Origin of the sequence: Mesorhizobium sp. M0140, assembly GCF_040322475.1 — a bacterium.
Lineage (GTDB): Bacteria > Pseudomonadota > Alphaproteobacteria > Rhizobiales > Rhizobiaceae > Mesorhizobium.
In genome coordinates this window covers 1-18,098 of the sequence record NZ_JAMYTM010000031.1, presented here as the reverse complement: position 1 = coordinate 18,098, position 18,098 = coordinate 1, and the positions used below count along the sequence as shown (strand labels likewise).

12 protein-coding genes, 1 pseudogene and 1 riboswitch are annotated in these 18,098 nt (G+C 58.7%); of the genes and pseudogenes, 9 read left to right on the top strand and 4 right to left on the bottom strand.

The genetic code is table 11. From position 1 onward, the window contains the following. Nucleotides 1-43: 43 nt before the first annotated feature. From metK to metE, 4 genes are all read left to right on the top strand, one after another. Nucleotides 44-1,216, top strand: a complete 1,173-nt coding sequence (gene metK / locus NKJ37_RS25480) for a methionine adenosyltransferase (protein ID WP_023812683.1) — start codon at nt 44-46, stop codon at nt 1,214-1,216. Nucleotides 1,217-1,265: 49 nt separating this feature from the next. Next, nucleotides 1,266-2,258 carry an adenosine kinase gene (locus NKJ37_RS25475; RefSeq protein ID WP_352775494.1) on the top strand — a complete coding sequence of 331 codons (993 nt, stop codon included), beginning with the start codon at nt 1,266-1,268 and terminating at the stop codon, nt 2,256-2,258. An 878-nt stretch (nt 2,259-3,136) separates the two neighbouring features. After that, nucleotides 3,137-4,831, top strand: coding sequence for an alpha,alpha-trehalose-phosphate synthase (UDP-forming) (locus tag NKJ37_RS25470; RefSeq protein ID WP_352775492.1), 1,695 nt, complete (start codon nt 3,137-3,139; stop codon nt 4,829-4,831). A 568-nt stretch (nt 4,832-5,399) separates the two neighbouring features. Next, nucleotides 5,400-5,601, top strand: a riboswitch (cobalamin riboswitch). 95 nt (nt 5,602-5,696) lie between these two features. After that, nucleotides 5,697-8,048: a 5-methyltetrahydropteroyltriglutamate--homocysteine S-methyltransferase gene (metE, locus tag NKJ37_RS25465; RefSeq protein ID WP_352775491.1), complete on the top strand. Its 2,352-nt coding sequence runs from the start codon at nt 5,697-5,699 to the stop codon at nt 8,046-8,048. Nucleotides 8,049-8,490: 442 nt separating this feature from the next. Here metE and NKJ37_RS25460 read toward each other — a convergent pair whose 3' ends face one another. Then, nucleotides 8,491-9,546, bottom strand: coding sequence for a cytochrome-c peroxidase (locus NKJ37_RS25460; RefSeq protein WP_352775489.1), 1,056 nt, complete (start codon nt 9,544-9,546; stop codon nt 8,491-8,493). Between the two features lie 956 nt (nt 9,547-10,502). Between NKJ37_RS25460 and NKJ37_RS25455 the strand changes: the two genes are divergently transcribed. Then, nucleotides 10,503-10,856: a hypothetical protein gene (locus NKJ37_RS25455; RefSeq protein WP_023737108.1), complete on the top strand. Its 354-nt coding sequence runs from the start codon at nt 10,503-10,505 to the stop codon at nt 10,854-10,856. 137 nt (nt 10,857-10,993) lie between these two features. On the opposite strand, the gene NKJ37_RS25450 is transcribed toward NKJ37_RS25455, so the two are convergent. Continuing rightward, nucleotides 10,994-11,998 carry a glycosyltransferase family 10 domain-containing protein gene (locus tag NKJ37_RS25450; RefSeq protein ID WP_352487196.1) on the bottom strand — a complete coding sequence of 335 codons (1,005 nt, stop codon included), beginning with the start codon at nt 11,996-11,998 and terminating at the stop codon, nt 10,994-10,996. 124 nt (nt 11,999-12,122) lie between these two features. Then, a pseudogene (locus tag NKJ37_RS32005) lies at nt 12,123-12,740 on the bottom strand (transposase); the annotation flags it as partial. A gap of 412 nt (nt 12,741-13,152) precedes the next feature. Here NKJ37_RS32005 and NKJ37_RS25440 point away from each other — a divergent pair. Further along, nucleotides 13,153-13,623, top strand: coding sequence for a Ros/MucR family transcriptional regulator (locus NKJ37_RS25440; protein WP_023783325.1), 471 nt, complete (start codon nt 13,153-13,155; stop codon nt 13,621-13,623). Nucleotides 13,624-13,842: 219 nt separating this feature from the next. Here the strand turns inward: NKJ37_RS25440 and NKJ37_RS25435 are convergent, their stop codons facing one another. Beyond that, nucleotides 13,843-14,055, bottom strand: coding sequence for a cold-shock protein (locus tag NKJ37_RS25435; protein WP_023679670.1), 213 nt, complete (start codon nt 14,053-14,055; stop codon nt 13,843-13,845). Between the two features lie 345 nt (nt 14,056-14,400). Between NKJ37_RS25435 and NKJ37_RS25430 the strand changes: the two genes are divergently transcribed. The 3 genes from NKJ37_RS25430 (at nt 14,401) to NKJ37_RS25420 (ending at nt 17,676) form a co-directional block, all read left to right on the top strand. Continuing rightward, nucleotides 14,401-14,655, top strand: coding sequence for a hypothetical protein (locus tag NKJ37_RS25430; RefSeq protein WP_023671853.1), 255 nt, complete (start codon nt 14,401-14,403; stop codon nt 14,653-14,655). 606 nt (nt 14,656-15,261) lie between these two features. After that, nucleotides 15,262-15,861 carry an insulinase family protein gene (locus NKJ37_RS25425; protein ID WP_352775486.1) on the top strand — a complete coding sequence of 200 codons (600 nt, stop codon included), beginning with the start codon at nt 15,262-15,264 and terminating at the stop codon, nt 15,859-15,861. Between the two features lie 357 nt (nt 15,862-16,218). Then, nucleotides 16,219-17,676 carry an NAD-dependent succinate-semialdehyde dehydrogenase gene (locus NKJ37_RS25420; protein WP_352555218.1) on the top strand — a complete coding sequence of 486 codons (1,458 nt, stop codon included), beginning with the start codon at nt 16,219-16,221 and terminating at the stop codon, nt 17,674-17,676. The last annotated feature ends 422 nt before the right edge of the window (nt 17,677-18,098 follow it).

The window sequence follows — 18,098 nt, the reverse complement described above, 5'->3', positions numbered from 1 at the left end:
GCAAAATGCCCATACCACATCCAACACCCGAAGCGAGGTATTCATGGCTAGGCAGTTCGTGTTCTCTTCCGAATCGGTTGGCGCGGGGCACCCGGATAAGTTGGCCGACAACATCTCGGATGCCATCCTCGATGCCATCCTCCGCACAGATCCCAAGGCGCGCGTCGCCTGTGAAGCGTTGGTAAAATCAGGGATAGTCGTTCTGGCTGGCGAGATTACCAGCGATGCCCAGGTGGATTACAGCCAAGTTGCGCGCGATACGATTCTCGACATTGGGTACGACGACGAGGCCGTCGGCTTCGACGGCCGGCGTTGCTCCGTCGTCCATGCCCTCACCGAGCAGTCGCCCGACATCAGCCAAGGCGTTGACGAGGGAAGAGGGCAAGACCTCCAGCAGGGAGCGGGAGATCAGGGCCTCATGTTCGGCTACGCATGCCGCGAAACCGATACCCTGATGCCTTTGCCGATCCAGCTCGCTCATCGCTTGACGAAACGGCAGGCGTATGTCCGGAAGGCACAGCTTGGCTGGTTGCGTCCTGACATGAAATCCCAAGTCTCAGTGCGCTATGAGGGGTTGCGCCCGGTCGCCCTGGATACCATCGTCGTGTCGACGCAACATGACGAGCAGGTCTCGCAAGAGACTGTCCGCGAGGGCGTCATTGAGGAAATCATAAAGCCTGTCCTGCCGACCCACCTGGAGACGGAAGGCATCAGAATTCTGGTCAACCCGACGGGGCGGTTCGTAGTCGGCGGGCCGCGCGGCGACTGCGGTCTCACTGGACGCAAGATCATCGTCGATTCCTATGGCGGGATGGGTCGTCATGGCGGCGGCGCCTTCTCGGGCAAGGACCCGTCCAAGGTTGACCGCTCGGCTGCCTATGCGGCCCGCTATGTCGCAAAGAACATCGTCGCCAGCGGACTTGCGGACGTGTGCGAGGTGCAGCTTGCTTACGCAATCGGCGTGGCCAGTCCGGTTTCCGTCATGGTCAACACGTTCGGGACAGCCAGGGTTGAGGAAAGCAGGATCGAGCGCCTCATTCTTGAGTTGTTCGATCTCAGACCGAAAGGCATTATCAAGATGCTTGATCTCTTGCGCCCTATATACCGCAATACAGCCACCTATGGCCATTTCGGCCGTGAAGAGCCTGATTTCACCTGGGAGAAGACAGACAGGGCGGACGAATTGCGTCGCGAGGCAGGACTAGCCGCCCCGTGAAGCCGCCGGCGAGCGAATTGGCAAGCGGAAAGCCCAAGCGGAGACATTGATGCCGGATTATGACGTGCTTTGCATCGGCAATGCCATTGTCGACATCATCGCCCAGTGCGACGACGCTTTTCTGGTGACCAACGGCATCATCAAGGGTGCCATGAACCTCATCGATACCAAGCGCGCCGAGCTGCTCTACAGCCACATGGGGCCGGCGATCGAGGCCTCCGGTGGCAGCGCCGGCAACACGGCGGCCGGCGTCGCCAGCTTCGGCGGCCGCGCCGCCTTCTTCGGCAAGGTGTCCAACGATGCGCTGGGCGAAATCTATGCGCACGACATCCATGCGCAGGGCGTTGCCTTCGACACCAGGCCGCTCGACGGCGAGCCGCCGACGGCGCGCTCGATGATCTTCGTGACCCCGGACGGCGAGCGCTCGATGAACACCTATCTCGGCGCCTGCGTCGAGCTTGGGCCGGAGGATGTCGAGGCCGACAAGGCGTCTGGCGCCAAGGTCACCTATTTCGAGGGCTATCTGTGGGACCCGCCGCGCGCCAAGGAGGCGATCCGGCAGACGGCGAAGCTCGCGCACGAGGCCGGGCGCGAAGTCTCGATGACACTGTCGGATTCGTTTTGCGTTGACCGCTACCGCGACGAGTTCCTCGATCTGATGCGCTCGGGCACGGTCGACATCGTCTTTGCCAACAGCGACGAGATCAAGTCGCTCTACCAGACCTCGTCCTTCGACGAAGCGGTGGCGCAGATCCGCAAGGACTGCAAGATCGCCGCCGTCACACGCTCGGAAAAAGGCTCGGTTATCGTGCGCGGCGGCGAGACCGTGGTCATCCATGCGACCGCCATCAAGGAGCTGGTCGACACGACGGGCGCCGGCGATCTCTACGCCGCCGGTTTCCTGCATGGCTACACGCAGGGCCGCGACCTCAAGACCTGCGGCGACCTTGGCTCGCTGGCGGCCGGCCTGGTGATCCAGCAGATCGGCCCAAGGCCAAGGCAGAATTTGCGCCGCGAGGCGGAACGGGCTGGGTTGCTGTAGATGCGCGGGCAACTAACCAGCCGCCCTACTGACGCGATCATCGCAGTGGCGGAACTGTGTCAAAGCTCGCTGATAGCGACAGCCATTCGCTTCGGAGAACTGACCGATTCTGCTGCCGTGAAGCTCGCTGGAAGAGCGGTGCAAGGCGGGCTTGCCTTGACGGCATTCACCGTCATCGAGATCGCCACCGGCATTTTCCAGAAGCTCAGCTTGGGGAAGGCCAGTAAGGTTCCTGAGGTAACGGAGAACTCGCGGCGTCCGTCGGAGCACTTGACTTGCGATCACGTCCCACGATGCCGAATGCGGGCAGACTGGTTCGCCATTGGTATGGGACCAGCGGAATTGGCAGCAGGGCTTCATCTTCGTCAATCTCGACGAGGCGCCGGATGTGGAGCCCGGCATTCGCGGATGTCAGGAAGTGCTCGCCTGGCTGGTATTCACATCGCGGTCTGGCTTCCACGATTTTGGGATCGTCGAGGGCAACGAGGAAGGGATTCAAAAACGGGCCCTGACGGGCGGAAAGGGACTATCCCGCCCTCTCCGATCTCCGTGTCAAAACTCTTCGGCAGACGCAGGATCGCATCACGGGGCCCGGCAGCCTTGGCGGCAGCGACATAGTTTCAGTTCATTTCAACAGGTGCTGGCATCTACTGGGTGTATCTCTTATCCGAACAATCCAACAATTACCGCAAGCACGGTCCGCTCGATCGGGTCGCCAGCTATTTTCGCGATAAGCCGGTTCTTGAGGGCGCCGAAGCCGAAACGCGACAATCGGTCGCCATTTGCTCTGACGCTCGTCAGATTCTCGTCAGCAGGGGGTGTGCCAATCTGGGAATGCCAGTTGCTCCATCATGGGGAATATTCAACGGAGGCATGAAATGGACGCATTGAACAACGCCAACTCGCCGCGCCGGAACCTCACATGGCAAACTGGGGCTGTTCACGAACTAATCGCTTTTGAACAACCCCTGAGAGACTTGCCACAGGAGCGAGAACAACAAGCCGAAGTTGGCCCGTCCCGTCCTGTTGTCTCAGCCGCAGACCAGCGCTTCAACACGGCGGCCCAGCAGCCACATAGGAGTCTTATCGCAATTTCCAACCGCGGTGCGACTGTCAATTCTGATCAGCCCAAGACAGGCGGGCTTTCGGCGGCCCTGGAGTGCGTCGTGGAGCGTTCCGGCGCGGTCTCGGTAGGTTTTTCCGAGCATCTGGGCGACGGGGATAAGCAACAGGTGCCCCTCGTGCAGCGTGGCAAAGGTCAAATCGGGTGGCTTGATGGGCCGGCAGCGGACTATTCTCGGTACTATCAAGGTTTTGCAAATTCAATATTGTGGCCGGCGCTCCACTCGCTGCCGGACCGGATCTCAGGCTCGGAAGAGGATTATAAAAGTTATCGCGACGTCAATGCCTTCATGGCGCGCGCGGTGTCCGAATTGGGAGATAACGCAGTCTACTGGGTTCATGACTACCATTTCCTGCCGCTCGGCGCTGATTTGCACAGACTCGGCATTGACCGGCCGATCGGCCATTTCCTGCATACGCCATGGCCCGAGTCTGACATGATGGAGCGCGTGCCCAATTCTGGCGAGCTAATGAAATGTATGCTCGAGTATGATCTGCTCGGTTTCCAGACCGACCGTGATGTGAGCAATTTCCTCGCCTGTGTCCAATCTCATTTGGGGCTGGAGAGCAAGAACGGGGTCGTTTTCTCGGACCATGGCCAGACGCAATGCCAAAATTTTCCTATAGGTATCGATCCGAAGCAATTCGAACAGTGTGCCGCAGATTCGCTTGAGGCGCAGAAAGCCTACATTTCGCAGTTGAAACTTGGCGGAGCAAAGCTAGTTATCGGCGTCGATCGGCTCGACTACACCAAGGGCATCGACAATCGGATTAAAGCTTTCGATCTGCTGGCAGTCGAGCCGCAACGTGTCTCGCTCTTGCAAATCGCAACTCCCTCACGTGGCGACATCCAAGCGTACAGCGAATATCGGCGCGACGTCGAAAGACTCGTCAATCAAGTCAACAACCGGCATGGCACGGACGAGTGGATGCCGATTATCTATGAGAACAGGTCGTTCACCCAAGCTGAGATAGCGGGTCTTTACAGAGCCGCGCGTGTTTGCGTTGTGACGCCGCTGCGCGATGGCATGAATCTTGTGGCGAAAGAATACATTGCTGCACAAGATCCGAGCGACCCTGGCGTTCTGGTGTTATCGAAGTTTGCCGGCGCGGCCGAAGACTTCGGCGAGGACGCCCTGCTGGTAAATCCGAGGCTCTCCGACGAGATAGCTACCGCGATCTCAAGAGCGGCCAGCATGCCGCGCGAAGAACGCATCCAACGCTGGCGGAGGATGATGGACAAACTTGAAGCGTATACGATCCACCATTGGTCAGCGGACTTCGTTCGGCAACTGGACAGCAGCCGGGTTACGGTCCCTGCGGATCACTTCCACTATGTTGGCTTGGGCTGGATCAGCGAGGCCCAAATGCCTTCGTATCGGACCGAGCCAGAATTGCACACCGCGCTGACGCGTGCACTGGATAAAAACTGGGTCCTGCCGATCGTATGATGCAGAATATGAAGCACGCGAGCTTTGCCTGCATTTGCGCATCCCTCAATGCAGAGCGCTTGGAGAGAGAGATACTTATCCTGACCGCCTGAATGCGGCTTAAGCGGCTTATCGGGACCACAGTCGGGCTTTGCATCAGACCCTTGAGCCAGGCTCCGTCAGTGTGGTCTCTTGCCGCCGAGCGGAGTCATCACGATTGCCTAGTCACCCGTGATGACGACTGGCGTGCCAATTCCCCTCGGACCACGGTTTGGCGCTCACTCCGAGAAAACCGCTTCTACCACGCACGCACGGCTTGCGGCCGCATCGTTAAACATCGCCACCAATGCGATCTTCTGCATTCTAATGACGTTGTCACGCGCTTGAAGTCTTGTCCGAAATCCTTCATCGGCGACCTGCGAGGGATGTCGCAGCCCGACAGGGATCCATTAGTTGGACAATGGTGGCAGCGGCGCAGCGCCGCCAATGGGCGACTGAATATTTCACAATGTTAGACAAGCGTAAAAACGAAATCACATAAGGACATAAACATTTCGTTATGCATCATTGACAAAAGAGCGGACTGCTGTGATTGTCTGCGTGTCGTGGTTCTCGCGTGCGGCGCTGCCGCAGCGGAGCTAAGAGGGAAGCCGGTGCAATGCCGGCGCTGCCCCCGCAACTGTTAGCGGCGAGCCAACCCCACTCATGTCACTGAGGCGAATACCCTCAGGAAGACGGGTAGAGGCTATGACCCCGCGAGCCAGGAGACCTGCCACGGCGAATTACGTCCACGGGCGGGGTGTCTCGGTGGCCGCTGCAAGCCGGCGTTCGTGCCGGCCTGCTAGCGCCTTCCTTGTCATCGACGCCCCAACCATCGGGGTATGACATGACTGACTCTCAGGAAATTCCTGTAGCAACGCTCGGCGTGCCGCGCTTCGGTCGTCGGCGAGAACTGAAATTCGCGCTTGAAAGCTACTGGTCCGGAACATCGTCCGCTGGCGACCTTCTCACGACGTCGAAGGCGCTCCGTGCCGCTAGCTGGGAAGAGCAGCGCGATCGCGGCGTGTCGAAAATCCCGTCGAACGACTTCTCGCTTTACGACCATGTGCTCGACACCGCAGCCATGGTTGGGGCCGTTCCATCCCGTTACGGCTGGAATAGCGGCGAGGTCCCACTTGACATCTACTTCGCAATGGCGCGCGGCAACCAGGGTCAGACGGAGGATTGTGGACACGCTGGTCACCAGGAGGAGGCTCATGGACCTGGTGTAACCGCGATGGAAATGACCAAGTGGTTTGACACCAACTACCACTACATTGTGCCGGAACTCGATGATGATCAGACGTTCGCCCTCTCGTCGTCGAAGCCGGTCGATTACTTCCTCGAGGCTAAAGCTCTCGGCATTCACACACGCCCAGTCATCCTTGGACCCATCACCTTCCTCAAGCTGGCGAAATCGCCTGCCGAGGGGTTCGGTCCCATCGCGCTCCTACCGCGGCTGCTGCCCGTTTACGAGCAAGTCCTGCAGAAGCTGAAGCTGTCGGGAGCCGACTGGGTGCAGATCGATGAGCCAGCGCTTGTCCTCGATCTGAACCCGAACGAACGAGCTGCGTTCGAATTCGCCTATGGCCAGCTGTCGAAAGCCGCGCCCGAGCTGAAGATCATGCTGGCTACGTATTTCGGGTCGCTGGGAGACAATCTCGAAACCGCGGTTTCTCTGCCCCTGGCCGGGCTGCATATTGATCTCGTGCGCGCTCCCGAGCAGCTGGAAACGGTGGGTCGGCTCGCTCCGAAGGATCTGGTGCTCTCGCTTGGCTTGATCGATGGCCGCAACGTCTGGCGTGCGAACCTGCCCGTCATTCTCGACCGCATCAAACCGATCGTCGCCGGCTGGCCCTTGGACCGCGTCGAGATCGCGCCTTCTTGCTCGATGCTGCATGTGCCGATTGATCTGCGCATGGAGACGGAACTCGACGCCGACATCAGGTCGTGGCTCGCCTTCGCGGCCCAGAAGACCGACGAGCTGGTCTTGCTGGCCCGGGCCCTGTCCCAAGGCAGGGATGCGGTGGCAGGCGCGTTGAAAGCGTCTGCCGAGGCTGCCGCCACGCGCGTGACATCCACGAGGATCCATGACCCGCTTGTTCAGGGGCGGATCGCTAGCATTGAGGACAGCGCGAAGCGACGAGAGAGCGCTTTTGGCGAGCGCTCCAGAGTCCAAGCCGGCTCACTCGGGCTGCCGCCGTTCCCGACGACGACCATCGGGTCCTTCCCGCAGACGCCGCAGGTACGCAAGGCGCGGGCCGCTCATGCGAAGGGCCAGCTGAGCTATGTCGACTATGAGACGTTCCTGAAGAAGGAGATCGAGGCTGCAATTCGCTGGCAGGAAGAGATCGGGCTCGACGTGCTGGTGCACGGTGAGTTCGAGCGAAACGACATGGTACAGCATTTCGGCGAGCAGTTGTCCGGCTTCGCGCTCACCCAGCATGCCTGGGTACAAAGCTATGGGTCGCGCTACGTGCGTCCCCCCATCATTTTCGGCGACGTATCGAGGCGCAATCCGATGACAGTGCGCTGGTGGCAATTCGCCCAGTCGCTTACGGAAAAGCCCGTGAAGGGAATGCTCACAGGCCCAGTCACCATTCTCAACTGGTCTTTTGTTCGCGACGACGTACCCCGCTCCGAAGCCTGCCGCCAGATCGCGCTCGCCATCCGCGACGAAGTGACGGATCTCGAAAGATCCGGCGCAAGGATGGTCCAGATCGATGAGGCCGCGTTTCGCGAAGGATTGCCACTGCGCCAATCTGACTGGAAAGTCTATCTCGACTGGGCTGTCGAATGTTTCCGGATCGCTTCAACGGGTGTAAAGGACGCGACTCAAATTCATACCCACATGTGCTATTCGGAGTTCAACGAGATCATTCACGCGATTGCTGGAATGGATGCGGATGTCATTTCGATTGAGACGTCGCGCTCGAAGATGGAACTGTTGGACGCCTTCACGAGCTCCAAATATCCGAACGAAATCGGTCCCGGCGTCTATGATATTCACTCACCACGCGTCCCGGAAGTCGGCGAGATTTCGGACTTAGTCATGCTTGCCCGCGAGCGACTGTCCGACGGCCAACTGTGGATAAACCCGGACTGTGGCCTCAAAACACGCAAATGGGAGGAGGTCCGCCCTGCCCTCATGAACATGGTCGCTGCAGCACGCGCGCTCCGGCAGAAAGTGCAGGCGTAAGGCTTCTCTTCCTCACCGTGTGGGGAGTTGCCGGTGGCGGATGTCGGCCGGGAATATGCCAAACCGATCACACTCTTGAAAATAAGCCACACGGCGAAAATGTGCAATTTTCCTTCGGCACGTGTCCTCATCCCGCAGAAATATAAATGTGACACCACGCTATAGTATTGGTCCTTGGGAACATACAGGCCCCGCGCCTCGAACAAATCGTACACACGTCGTTTCTCAAAGTAGACTGCTTGGCATGTTCGCTCAGGCGGCGACAATATATGATGCTGCGCGTCTGTCCGCTTCCCCAGTTGATTTGCGCAGACTACGGGCGAGGTGGCACGTTTCGGGTATTGCTAGCCTCCCGCCAATTCGGAGATGGATGTGGCAATTCGTGTGGCCCAAGTAAAAGCCGCAATCATTTTCGATTGCGACGTCCGCAGCCAGTTGGCCTTTATTTTCCTGAGATCTGCGTTACAGGCCGGGGCGTTGTCGCCGTTTCGGAGGGTAAGATGGGATAGGCGACCTCGGGTGCCTCTCCGGTCAGCGAGTTGAGGAAGGCAACAAGCAGGTCAACTTCTTCGTCCGCCAGTACTACGCCAAGCTGGGTGGTCCCCATGATGGCGACGGCCTGTTTCAGATCCCAAACCTTGCCCGAATGAAAGTATGGCGCGGTGAGTGCAACGTTGCGCAGCGGCGCCACGCGGAAAACATAGTAGTCATCGGCTGCATTGGTGACCGCGAATCGGCCCTTGTCTTTGTCCGGCAGGACCTCGGCGCTGGGCTGTTCCACGAGGCCGAAGGGGAAATAGGCTTGCCCACCAACGTTGATGCCGGCATGGCAGGACGAGCAGCCTTTGTCCATGAAAAGCGCCAGGCCCTGTTTCTGTTCGGAAGTCATGGCAAGCTCATCACCATTCAGGAAGCTGTCGAACGGGGCCGGTGTGACCAGTGTCGCCTCGAAGGCTTCGATCGCCTTGGCGAAGTTGTCGAACGTGACCCGATCGGCTTCAGCCGGAAAAGCTGCATCGAACCACTCGACATATTGCGGCATGGACTTGAGCGTGGCGATGACTTGGTCCGGTGTATTGGCCATTTCGATGCCAGCTTGGACCGGTCCCTTCGCCTGAGCCTTCAGGTCTGCGGCACGACCATCCCAGAAATGAGCGATGTTGAAGACAGCGTTCAGTACAGTCGGCGCGTTGCGCTGTCCCTTCTGCCAACCATGGCCGATCGAGGTTTCGTGATTGTCGTCGCCGCCCGTGGCCAGGTTGTGGCACGAGTTGCACGACAAGACGCCTGACGCCGAGACGCGTGGATCGAAGAACAGTGCCTTGCCGAGAGCGATCTTTTCCGGGGTAATCGGGTTGTTGGCGACTGTCGGCGTGGTGGATGGCAAAGCCCTGAAGGTGGCCAATGCCGTATCTCTGAGGTCGGTGGGGATCGAATCCGCAGCAAAGGCGGTGGGTGCCAGCAAGGTGACAGCCATCGTTCTGAATAGGATTTTCATAAATGGTCTTCCTGCGTTGTGCACGCAGCCACTATGCGATCTGCGGCTCATGAACGCCCTGAGCTAGATCAGTTGAGGGAGAGGATCGGGGTCTGGCACCTGTTTTCGCGGCTGAGCTGGGACCCTCTTGGAAGTGATCGCTCTTCTCGATTGGACTTCAGGGAGGAGGAGTATCCCTGCTCGGCAACCGTTTGTATGCATCAAAGCACGCCCTGAGGGCGGCTTCGTAGATTCGGTCACTGCGATCTTCCCGCCATCGTTGAGAAAGTCGATAGCATCCGCAAGAATGGCAATCTCTTGCACGATGTGCGCTGCACGCCTTGCGAAAAGTGAGCTTCTGAAACCTCAGGGTTCATTCGTTCCTCCTGACCGGCTGATTGCGTGAATCGACGTTGTCGACACCCGCCGACTGCACATTGTGATGTCACCAGCGATGGCGGTTTCAATACCTAAGCAGCGACGGTCTATGCGACAGTATGGATGTCCTATCGGAATAGCCGGTCCGCCTTGTCGATCGTCACACCGGCATATAGCTCCGCTTCTACGAACATCCCATCACGCGAGGAAAGACATGGCCAATACGCGCAGTATCGCCAATCTAGCCCTTGTGCCGGCGCGGCGCTTGAGCAGGTCCACCGGCTGTAACTGCCTCACACCTCGATCCACAGATCCTAGGCGATGACCACCTTGTCGTCATCATTTGACGGACGCGGGGCATTGGCCCATAAGCGAGCCACCGCAAACTGTGCGGTTGCCAATGCGTAATGATGTGAATTGGAATGATCTTCGGTTTGCGAAACACGCACGTCCGACGCAGCTTGCGTTGACAGAGGCGGTTTTACGCGCAATAGCACTTCCGCCGGCCTATTTTTGTGGAGTTCAATTGTGGTTCGGCCAAGGGAGCTGGGCGCCGGACCGGCCCCGTGTAAACCTCATCAAAGAGAGAGAGACCCTGCATGGAAGAATTCTTACCGCGCATCGCCACTGGTGCCGGCATCGGCCCGGCTCTCGCAGAGAAGGGCGTTGGGTTAATGCTGGGTTTCCTGCAAAGCCACGCGGCCGACGGTCCCGTTGCGCGCATGATCGAGGCCATTCCGGGAGCTTCGGAATTAGTAGCGAAGTATCATGGCGACGACCCAGAGGGTGGCGGCCTTATGGGGCTCGGCCAGCAATTGATGAGTGAGGGTCTCAGCATGGCAAAGATCGCCGGCCTCGCCAACGAGACGATCGCCTGCGCCAAGGAACATGCCGGCGACGAACTCGTGGACGAGGTCCTCAATTCCGTTCCTGGCCTTCCCCAGTTCGTCTGATCAGCGGCAGCCGGGGGCGCATGACCTCGTGCGCCCGTGCCGGCCCGTCTGCGCAGCAGGCATTCTCCGCCGAGCGTTCCGTACCGATCTCGCCAGACCACCGACCGCCGGGCACGCGAAGCGAGCGTTGGAGTACTTCATTCGTCTATTCCAAAATCGACCTCAGGCGAATCGATGTGTATAATTTCCGGCGGTAAGGGTTTATCCTGAACGCTTTCGATGAAGCTCGCGAGATAAGCAAACGTATTGTATTTCTCGAGGACCAACCGCTTCGCCTCTCTTATTGCGCCGCGACGTTCCTTCCAGAGGTCCGAGTTGATGATTTCTTGAATTTTTGGGATTACGTTCTTGTCCTCTGGGTCAATCAGAACCATAGAGTCCGAAGGGAAGAACCTCGTGATTGCAGGGCTGCCGTAATAGATCGGCATTGTTTCAGCAACGAAGCAGTCCATAAGCTTCTCCGTAAAATAGTAATCGGCACGAGTATTCTCGAACGCTATACTGTAACGGTAAGGTGCGAGTGCGTTCCATTTATCTCCAATCAGCCGAAAACCTCGGCCGAACAGGTCAAAATCGAGCTCCTTTCTCAGCCGTTCCAGAAACGCCAGCCGATATCGATGTCCTTTAAGCAGGGCGATGTCACTGGTAATCCATGAGAGCCGAAGCGGCTTATCCACGACTTCGCTGACCAGAAGTTGGTCATATGTCTTGTTTACAGACCAAGACCGAGTGATAGGTGGAGACAAAACGAATCGGCGCGCTGCATTCTGCCGAGCAGCCAGCTCTGCGTCACACGTCAGGACGATAGTATTTTTCCCCTGCCCTTCATGAAACGCGCGATGAGCTTTCGTCGGCGGTTCGCCGATTGCAAAAATTGTCCTGTTTGGGCTCGCCTCGATATCAACAGGGAGCCCGAAAAGAGAAGCAGAGTTAAAGACGATATGCCAATCGGGCACGAAGGATGTCGTGCGAACAAAAGCGACATTGTTCCAGATTCCACTGCCCTTTGGAGTGAGATGGTGGATTGCATCATCCAAAACGCCCCAAGAATCTAGACATGTAGCAACAATGGGCGCCGGGCGTTCCGTCAACAATTTGGCCGACAAAGAAGTTTCACTCCCTTCACTCGTGAAGGTACTCAATCGCCATTCCGGATTGCGGTAACATTGGGCAGCATAAACCTTCCGGGACCCGCTGTCGAGGCAATTGTCGCTTTGCACTTGACCAGGTTCTTCCTCGCTTTGTGTGGTGATCAGGCCGGCTGAGTGGCAGCATGCGTGCCCTAATGAGTTCGCAGCCCGCTCTGCCCAATGGTACGTTTAATCGTCTTGAGGCGGTTGATCAGCCCTTCCGCCTGGCCGTTGCTCCACGGTAGTTCAATGGCATCGCGAACGGCGTCAGCGTCACGGCGTAGGACCCGACCGAAACGCGTGATGGCGACGGACCCGGAGTTGACGCCACGTCGATCGAAGTGTCGAGCTCGCCCAATTCACAGGCCCCGCAAAATGCCGCGGAAGCGCATGGCAAGCCTGCGCATAGTGGCAAACTCATGTGATCCCTGCTTCGGGACGTCGACCTTTGTGGCCTGGTTGATCATCAGCACATCCCGAGGCTTCGTGCACAGGGCCGGGGCGACTACCGGCGAGATCACACGGCCAGTCGCGGGATTCCGTATCGGGACAGCGTCGCTGGCTGGTTGATGCGCATGATTGAAGCAGGCGACGCACTGTCCTTGCCCGGCCTCTCGGTGCGGCGCCAACTTGCGAGAAGCCGCTCCAGATTCGAGAAGCTGCCTGTGTCGCCGCGCTGTTCGATATCGTGGAACAGGTGTCGTCCGCAGCGATTGCCGTCTCTCGAGGACCGGCTAAGAAACGCCCCGAAATACATTGATGTCCTTTGTTACCAGCGGCGGTTCCCAGCCCCTTGGAAGAGTGGCTCACCGGGCGATGAACTTACATTTGGCCATGGCCAATGAACGTCCATCGTCCCTGACGCCACCAGCAAGCGATCACGATCCCTGATTTCACAGTCAAAAGAAGTAATACCGAGACAAAAAACCGCGCTTAGGCTCAAGACTACTAGCAAGTTCGACGCAAAGTTACAGCCGGGACGCGCCACGCACCTCGGCAGGGTCGCCAACAACGAGTGGCTCAGCGTCACGACGGGAAATATGGCGCATCGATGTCGCTTCTGGACGAGCATTGGCAATAACGCTGTCGAGCATTGTTGCTTTCAGCGGCAACCGGCCCTATGAAGCCACGCTTCGCTGACTATGTTTCACCGCCTGGAGAGTTTCATGACAGAAGAAGCCGGAAAAAACGTCGACACCCTCATTGAGCTTGCCGCCGATGTCGTGTCGGCCTATGTCTCCAACAATCCGATCCCGGTGGGGGATCTCCCTGCCCTCATCGGCCAAGTGCATGCGGCTCTGAGAGCGACGGCCGGAGGTGTCTCTGCGCAAGAGCCGGTTGCCCTTACGCCTGCAGTCCCGATCAGAAAATCGGTGACACCGGACTACATCATCTCCCTTGAGGACGGGAAGAAATTCAAATCGCTAAAGCGCCATCTGTCGACCCACTATGGGCTGACGCCGGATGGATATCGGGCCAAATGGGGCCTGCCGGCGGATTATCCCATGGTCGCGCCGAACTACGCCGCGGCGCGCTCGACATTGGCCAAGACGATGGGGCTCGGCCGCAAACCGAAGGCGCCGGAAGCGCCGGAGCCTGCGCCGACGAAGAGAACCCGCAAGAAGGTCGCGGCTTGATTTCGGCAATCGAGATTCGTTCTGGAGCGTTGCAGCCATCGGCTTAATCTGCGCGTCATATAAAAAGGCGGGGCCAACCCCGCCTTCCTTTCAAACAACCTTGTTTCATGAGGAATTCGCGACGCCTGCAGCAATCTGCTGCCCTCAGTTTTTGCTCGGTCCCATCGAGCGGCCGTGAGGACCTACGTGCTTACTCTTGCCAGGACGCAGGAGAAAATTTCAACCAGCTTTGCTGAGGCTGCCAGCGGAGGACTTGCCCGTGCGGCGATCCTGCTCGATCTCATAGTTGATCTTCTGGCCGTCAGCGAGGGTCGAGAGGCCCGCGCGTTCGACAGCGGAAATGTGGACGAAAACATCCGGACCGCCATTGTCGGGCTGGATAAATCCAAACCCCTTGGTGCTGTTGAACCACTTTACCGTTCCAGTCGGCATATACTTGTTCCTTCTTTTACAATGCAACGTGGGCAGGCCATTAGGCCTGTCCGAGTCATAGCCGAGAGTTGGGCGCAGCAAAAAGCGAAAAATTGTTAAGCCCCGATCAGCTGGCGCACTCCTTTGTGGGCGTAGCCGCCAGCAAGCACTGTCCTACACTACCGCTCGAGCGTGGCCGGAAGCGCCCAATTTCTTCCAACGCTCCTCAGCGCCACGTCGATGGCTCGTGTTTGGAGGCACGGGACGTAAGGCCGACCGCTGCTCGTGCCGCAGGTCAAAGGCCGGGTAGTTCACGGAACTGCCTTCGAGCATAACGGCTTGGCAAGCGCATGAAGGAGTTTCGATTTGGATTGTTTCAAGAGGGTCGAGGGGTTGATCGATGCGACCAGCGTGGAAGCGATCGATAGCGCGCGCGTTTTGCTGGACCAGTTCAAGGGCAAGTCAGAAACAATCGCCCAAGCGATTGACGACTTCCTGCTTGATTTCATGACCTTGCTGTTTGTGGTAGAAGCCACCCGCGAGCAGTTCCACAATCCGGCGAGGCGGTTAGCGCGCATCAGATTGAGCAAGGTCAGGCTGTTACTCACGCGATGCTCTTGACCTAAGCGACCACTCCGCCAGGCATGCATTTGCAGCCGAGCGCACCAGGCGGTATTTTACGCACATGAAATCAATCGCGACCGCTAAATTCTCCTGTTTGGTGCCCAGGGACAACGGCAAGCGCGCACAGCTTCGGTGCTGCTGTCCTGCAGCGACAAATGTTGCCTGCATGCCCCCACGGCGAGCGCTGGAGCGACAACATCTCAATTCTGTCCGTCAGTGCAGCGGCTTCGAAGCGCATCGTGTACCCCTCCCCGGCAGCGCGCCTCATCGTCTTCCGAAGGAAGACGATACTCTCAGCCATGCTCGCGTCGCCTTCAGCCCTGTTCGATGGCCCATAATGTCGGATGCGCAACATGTCAGACCCGACTTGTCTTCATGCCTCGAATGGTTTTCTGATCTGGCACGGTGCATGCCTGGTCGTCCGCAGACGTCGCGGACCAAGGAAAATCCGTCCAATGACCACCTCGCCAAGAACACCGCCGCAGGTCTCCTGGGTCCATCCGAAGATGAGGCTCGAGTGAGGCCTGGCCGCATGTTGGTCTGGCTCGGCGCTGCCCGCCGATCCTCCCCACGGGGAGGCGAAGACGCAACGCGTTCATCAAAATGAGGAACAAATCACTTTGCCTCGAACCTTGCCTTTCCAACCGGAGCCATCGATCGCTCCCCCTGGCTGCGCACGGCGTTCACTGCCACCGCCCTGGCCCTGGTGACGACCGCTCCGGCTCTGGCCGCCACCGACGGCGGCAAGATCGCGGATTTCTGCTCGACTATGGCATGGAAGGATCGACATCCGCGATCACCGCGCGCCAGTCGTCACTCACATGGTACAAGGTCAGCAGCGCCGACGAGCCACCCGGCAAATTCGGACTTGCCCATTTCCTTGAGCGTCTGATCTTCAAGGCGACCACCAACCGCGCCGGCAGCGAGTTCGACCGAGCCGTCTCAGTCAGCGGCGGCTACAATAACGCCCCCAACGCTATGACTAGCTTTGGGCGACATGATTGGCTTCGAGGCCGATCGCATGTTCAACCTCATCCTCAACGACGATATCAAGACCGAGCGAAACGTGATTCTGGAGGAGCGCCGTTGGCGCAGAGAGACGAACCCGCAGGTCTGCTGGACGAGGAGGTCAACGCGACGTTGCGGCCGATCAGCCCTACCGCATTCCGGTCAACGGCTGGATGCAGGAGATGGACAAGCTGAACGGCACCGACGCATTCACGATCTACAACAAATGCTGCCGACCCGAACAACGCCGTGCTGGTGGTGGCCGGCGACGCAGAGCCTGAGACGGTGAAGGCGCTGGCCGCGAAGACCTATGGCAAGGTTGCGCGCGGGCCGGTCCTGCCCCCGCGCACCTGACCGGCCGAGCCCGACTAGTAGAACCGCGAGGCATCTTCTAGCGATTTCAGGGTATTCTCCTTTCCACTTGGGTACCGTGGTCTGCTAGCTGTCTGGCCGAGGCCCTATAAGGAACTTGGCATCCGGAATAGACACCGCACTTGCCGTATACCCCTGCTGCGTTTGAGGAGGAATCCGGTATTGCCCCTGTGCCTGCCGATGACCCGTCACCTGAGATCCCCTGACCTGTTTCGATCCATTGATCGCCTGCCGACACTTGGCACGCGGATTAGCGAGCGGACATTCGAGGTTCTCAACCCGTCGACCGGCGAAGTGCTGGCAGAACTACCCGACATGGGTGTCGAAGAGACATGCGCTGCGATCGACAAGGCCTATGTCGCGCAGCCTGGATGGGCAGGGTTTACCGCCCGTGAGCGCAGCGACGTTCTATGGCGATGGTATCAGTTGATCATCGACCACGCCGACGATCTCGCTGCAATTCTCACCGCGGAGATGGGCAAGCCGCTTGCAGAGGCCAAATCGGAGCTATCGCATGCTGCGGCGTATCTGCAATGGTACGCCGAGGAGGCAAATCGCGTCTATGGCGAGACGATCTCCGCACCATCGATGGACCGCCGAATGTTGGTGATCAAGCAGCCCATCGGGGTCGTCGGCACGATAACGCCATGGAATTTCCCAGCCTCGATGGTGGCGCGCAAAATCTCGCCAGCCTTGGCAGCGGGCTGCACGATCGTCCTCAAGCCCGCTGAACAGACGCCGCTCGTGGCTGGAGCAATGTTCGCCCTCGCCCATCAGGCAGGCTTCCCCGAAGGCGTCGTCAACCTGATCTATGCGTCCGAAGGTGACGCGGTCGGCCGCGAACTTTGCACAAATCCCAAGGTCCGCAAGATCAGCTTCACCGGGTCTACGGAGATCGGGCGCCTACTCATGCGCCAGTGCTCGGACCAGATCAAAAAAGTCAGCCTAGAGCTCGGCGGCAATGCACCTTTCATCGTGTTCGATGATGCCGATGTCGATGCCGCAGTTGACGGTGCGATCCAGGCGAAGTACCGCAATGCCGGCCAGACCTGCGTTTCAGCGAACCGCCTTTACGTCCAGTCGGGCGTTCACGACGAGTTCGTCGAGAAATTCGTGGAACGGGCTCGCCAACTTCAAGTTGGTGACGGTTTCGCGCCCGGAGTGGACATCGGACCCCTCATCGACAAGCAGGCTTTGGCCAAGATTGAATCCCATATTGCCGATGCCGTAACTAAAGGCGGCGCAATTCGATGCGGGGGCAAACGCCTCGGCACGAATGGCACGTTTTTCCAACCAACGGTCCTGACCGGTGTCACCAGCGAGATGACCGTCGCGCGAGAAGAGACATTCGGGCCGCTCGCACCGATTATTCGCTTCAAAGATGCGGATCAGGTCGTGCGTGATGCCAATGAAACGATCTACGGCCTCGCGGCCTATTTTTATGCCTCGAACCTGAAGCGTGTCTGGCGTGTCGCCGAGGCCTTGGAATATGGAATGGTCGGGGTAAATACCGGCCGGATGTCTTCGGAAGCGGCGCCGTTCGGTGGGATAAAACAGTCCGGCATCGGTCGTGAGGGATCCCGCCATGGCCTCGAGGACTACCTCGAAATGAAATACCTCTGCATGGGCGGCATCTGAAGCATCGGCTTGCAGGGTTCACAGACGGGTTACCTAGCGAGCGATCTCCAAACATGTGAATTGTAGAATCGCTCCTCGATTGGAACTGAGGGGCGGTCCGCACCCGAGCAAACACGCAACCCTGATGAGCCCCCTAAAATAGCTGGATGTATCTCTCGACGAGACAAGCGTCTGCATTTTCGGCGAAGACGGCGCGCATGCGACGGAGGATACGCTTGCGATTTGGCGGCCCTCGCCGACTATCCTCAGGCGACGGGCTGTCGTTGCGCGGTCTGGTTGGAAGCTTGTGCACCCAAGCCATCGTCAACGCTGATTGAGCAATATCCGGCTTCAGGGGGATCGTGTCCCAGGGAGTGGTGTAGCTGACGGCTTGGTCGCCGCGTTCTCCGGCATGGGGCCGGGCTGATCAACGTGCCACGGCT

Coding starts and splice junctions, on each gene's coding strand:
- metK (WP_023812683.1), top strand. CDS start 44: ATGGCTAGGCAGTTCGTGTTCTCTTCCGAATCGGTTGGCGCGGGGCAC.
- NKJ37_RS25475 (WP_352775494.1), top strand. CDS start 1,266: ATGCCGGATTATGACGTGCTTTGCATCGGCAATGCCATTGTCGACATC.
- NKJ37_RS25470 (WP_352775492.1), top strand. CDS start 3,137: ATGGACGCATTGAACAACGCCAACTCGCCGCGCCGGAACCTCACATGG.
- metE (WP_352775491.1), top strand. CDS start 5,697: ATGACTGACTCTCAGGAAATTCCTGTAGCAACGCTCGGCGTGCCGCGC.
- NKJ37_RS25460 (WP_352775489.1), bottom strand. CDS start 9,546: ATGAAAATCCTATTCAGAACGATGGCTGTCACCTTGCTGGCACCCACC.
- NKJ37_RS25455 (WP_023737108.1), top strand. CDS start 10,503: ATGGAAGAATTCTTACCGCGCATCGCCACTGGTGCCGGCATCGGCCCG.
- NKJ37_RS25440 (WP_023783325.1), top strand. CDS start 13,153: ATGACAGAAGAAGCCGGAAAAAACGTCGACACCCTCATTGAGCTTGCC.
- NKJ37_RS25435 (WP_023679670.1), bottom strand. CDS start 14,055: ATGCCGACTGGAACGGTAAAGTGGTTCAACAGCACCAAGGGGTTTGGA.
- NKJ37_RS25425 (WP_352775486.1), top strand. CDS start 15,262: ATGAGGAACAAATCACTTTGCCTCGAACCTTGCCTTTCCAACCGGAGC.
- NKJ37_RS25420 (WP_352555218.1), top strand. CDS start 16,219: ATGACCCGTCACCTGAGATCCCCTGACCTGTTTCGATCCATTGATCGC.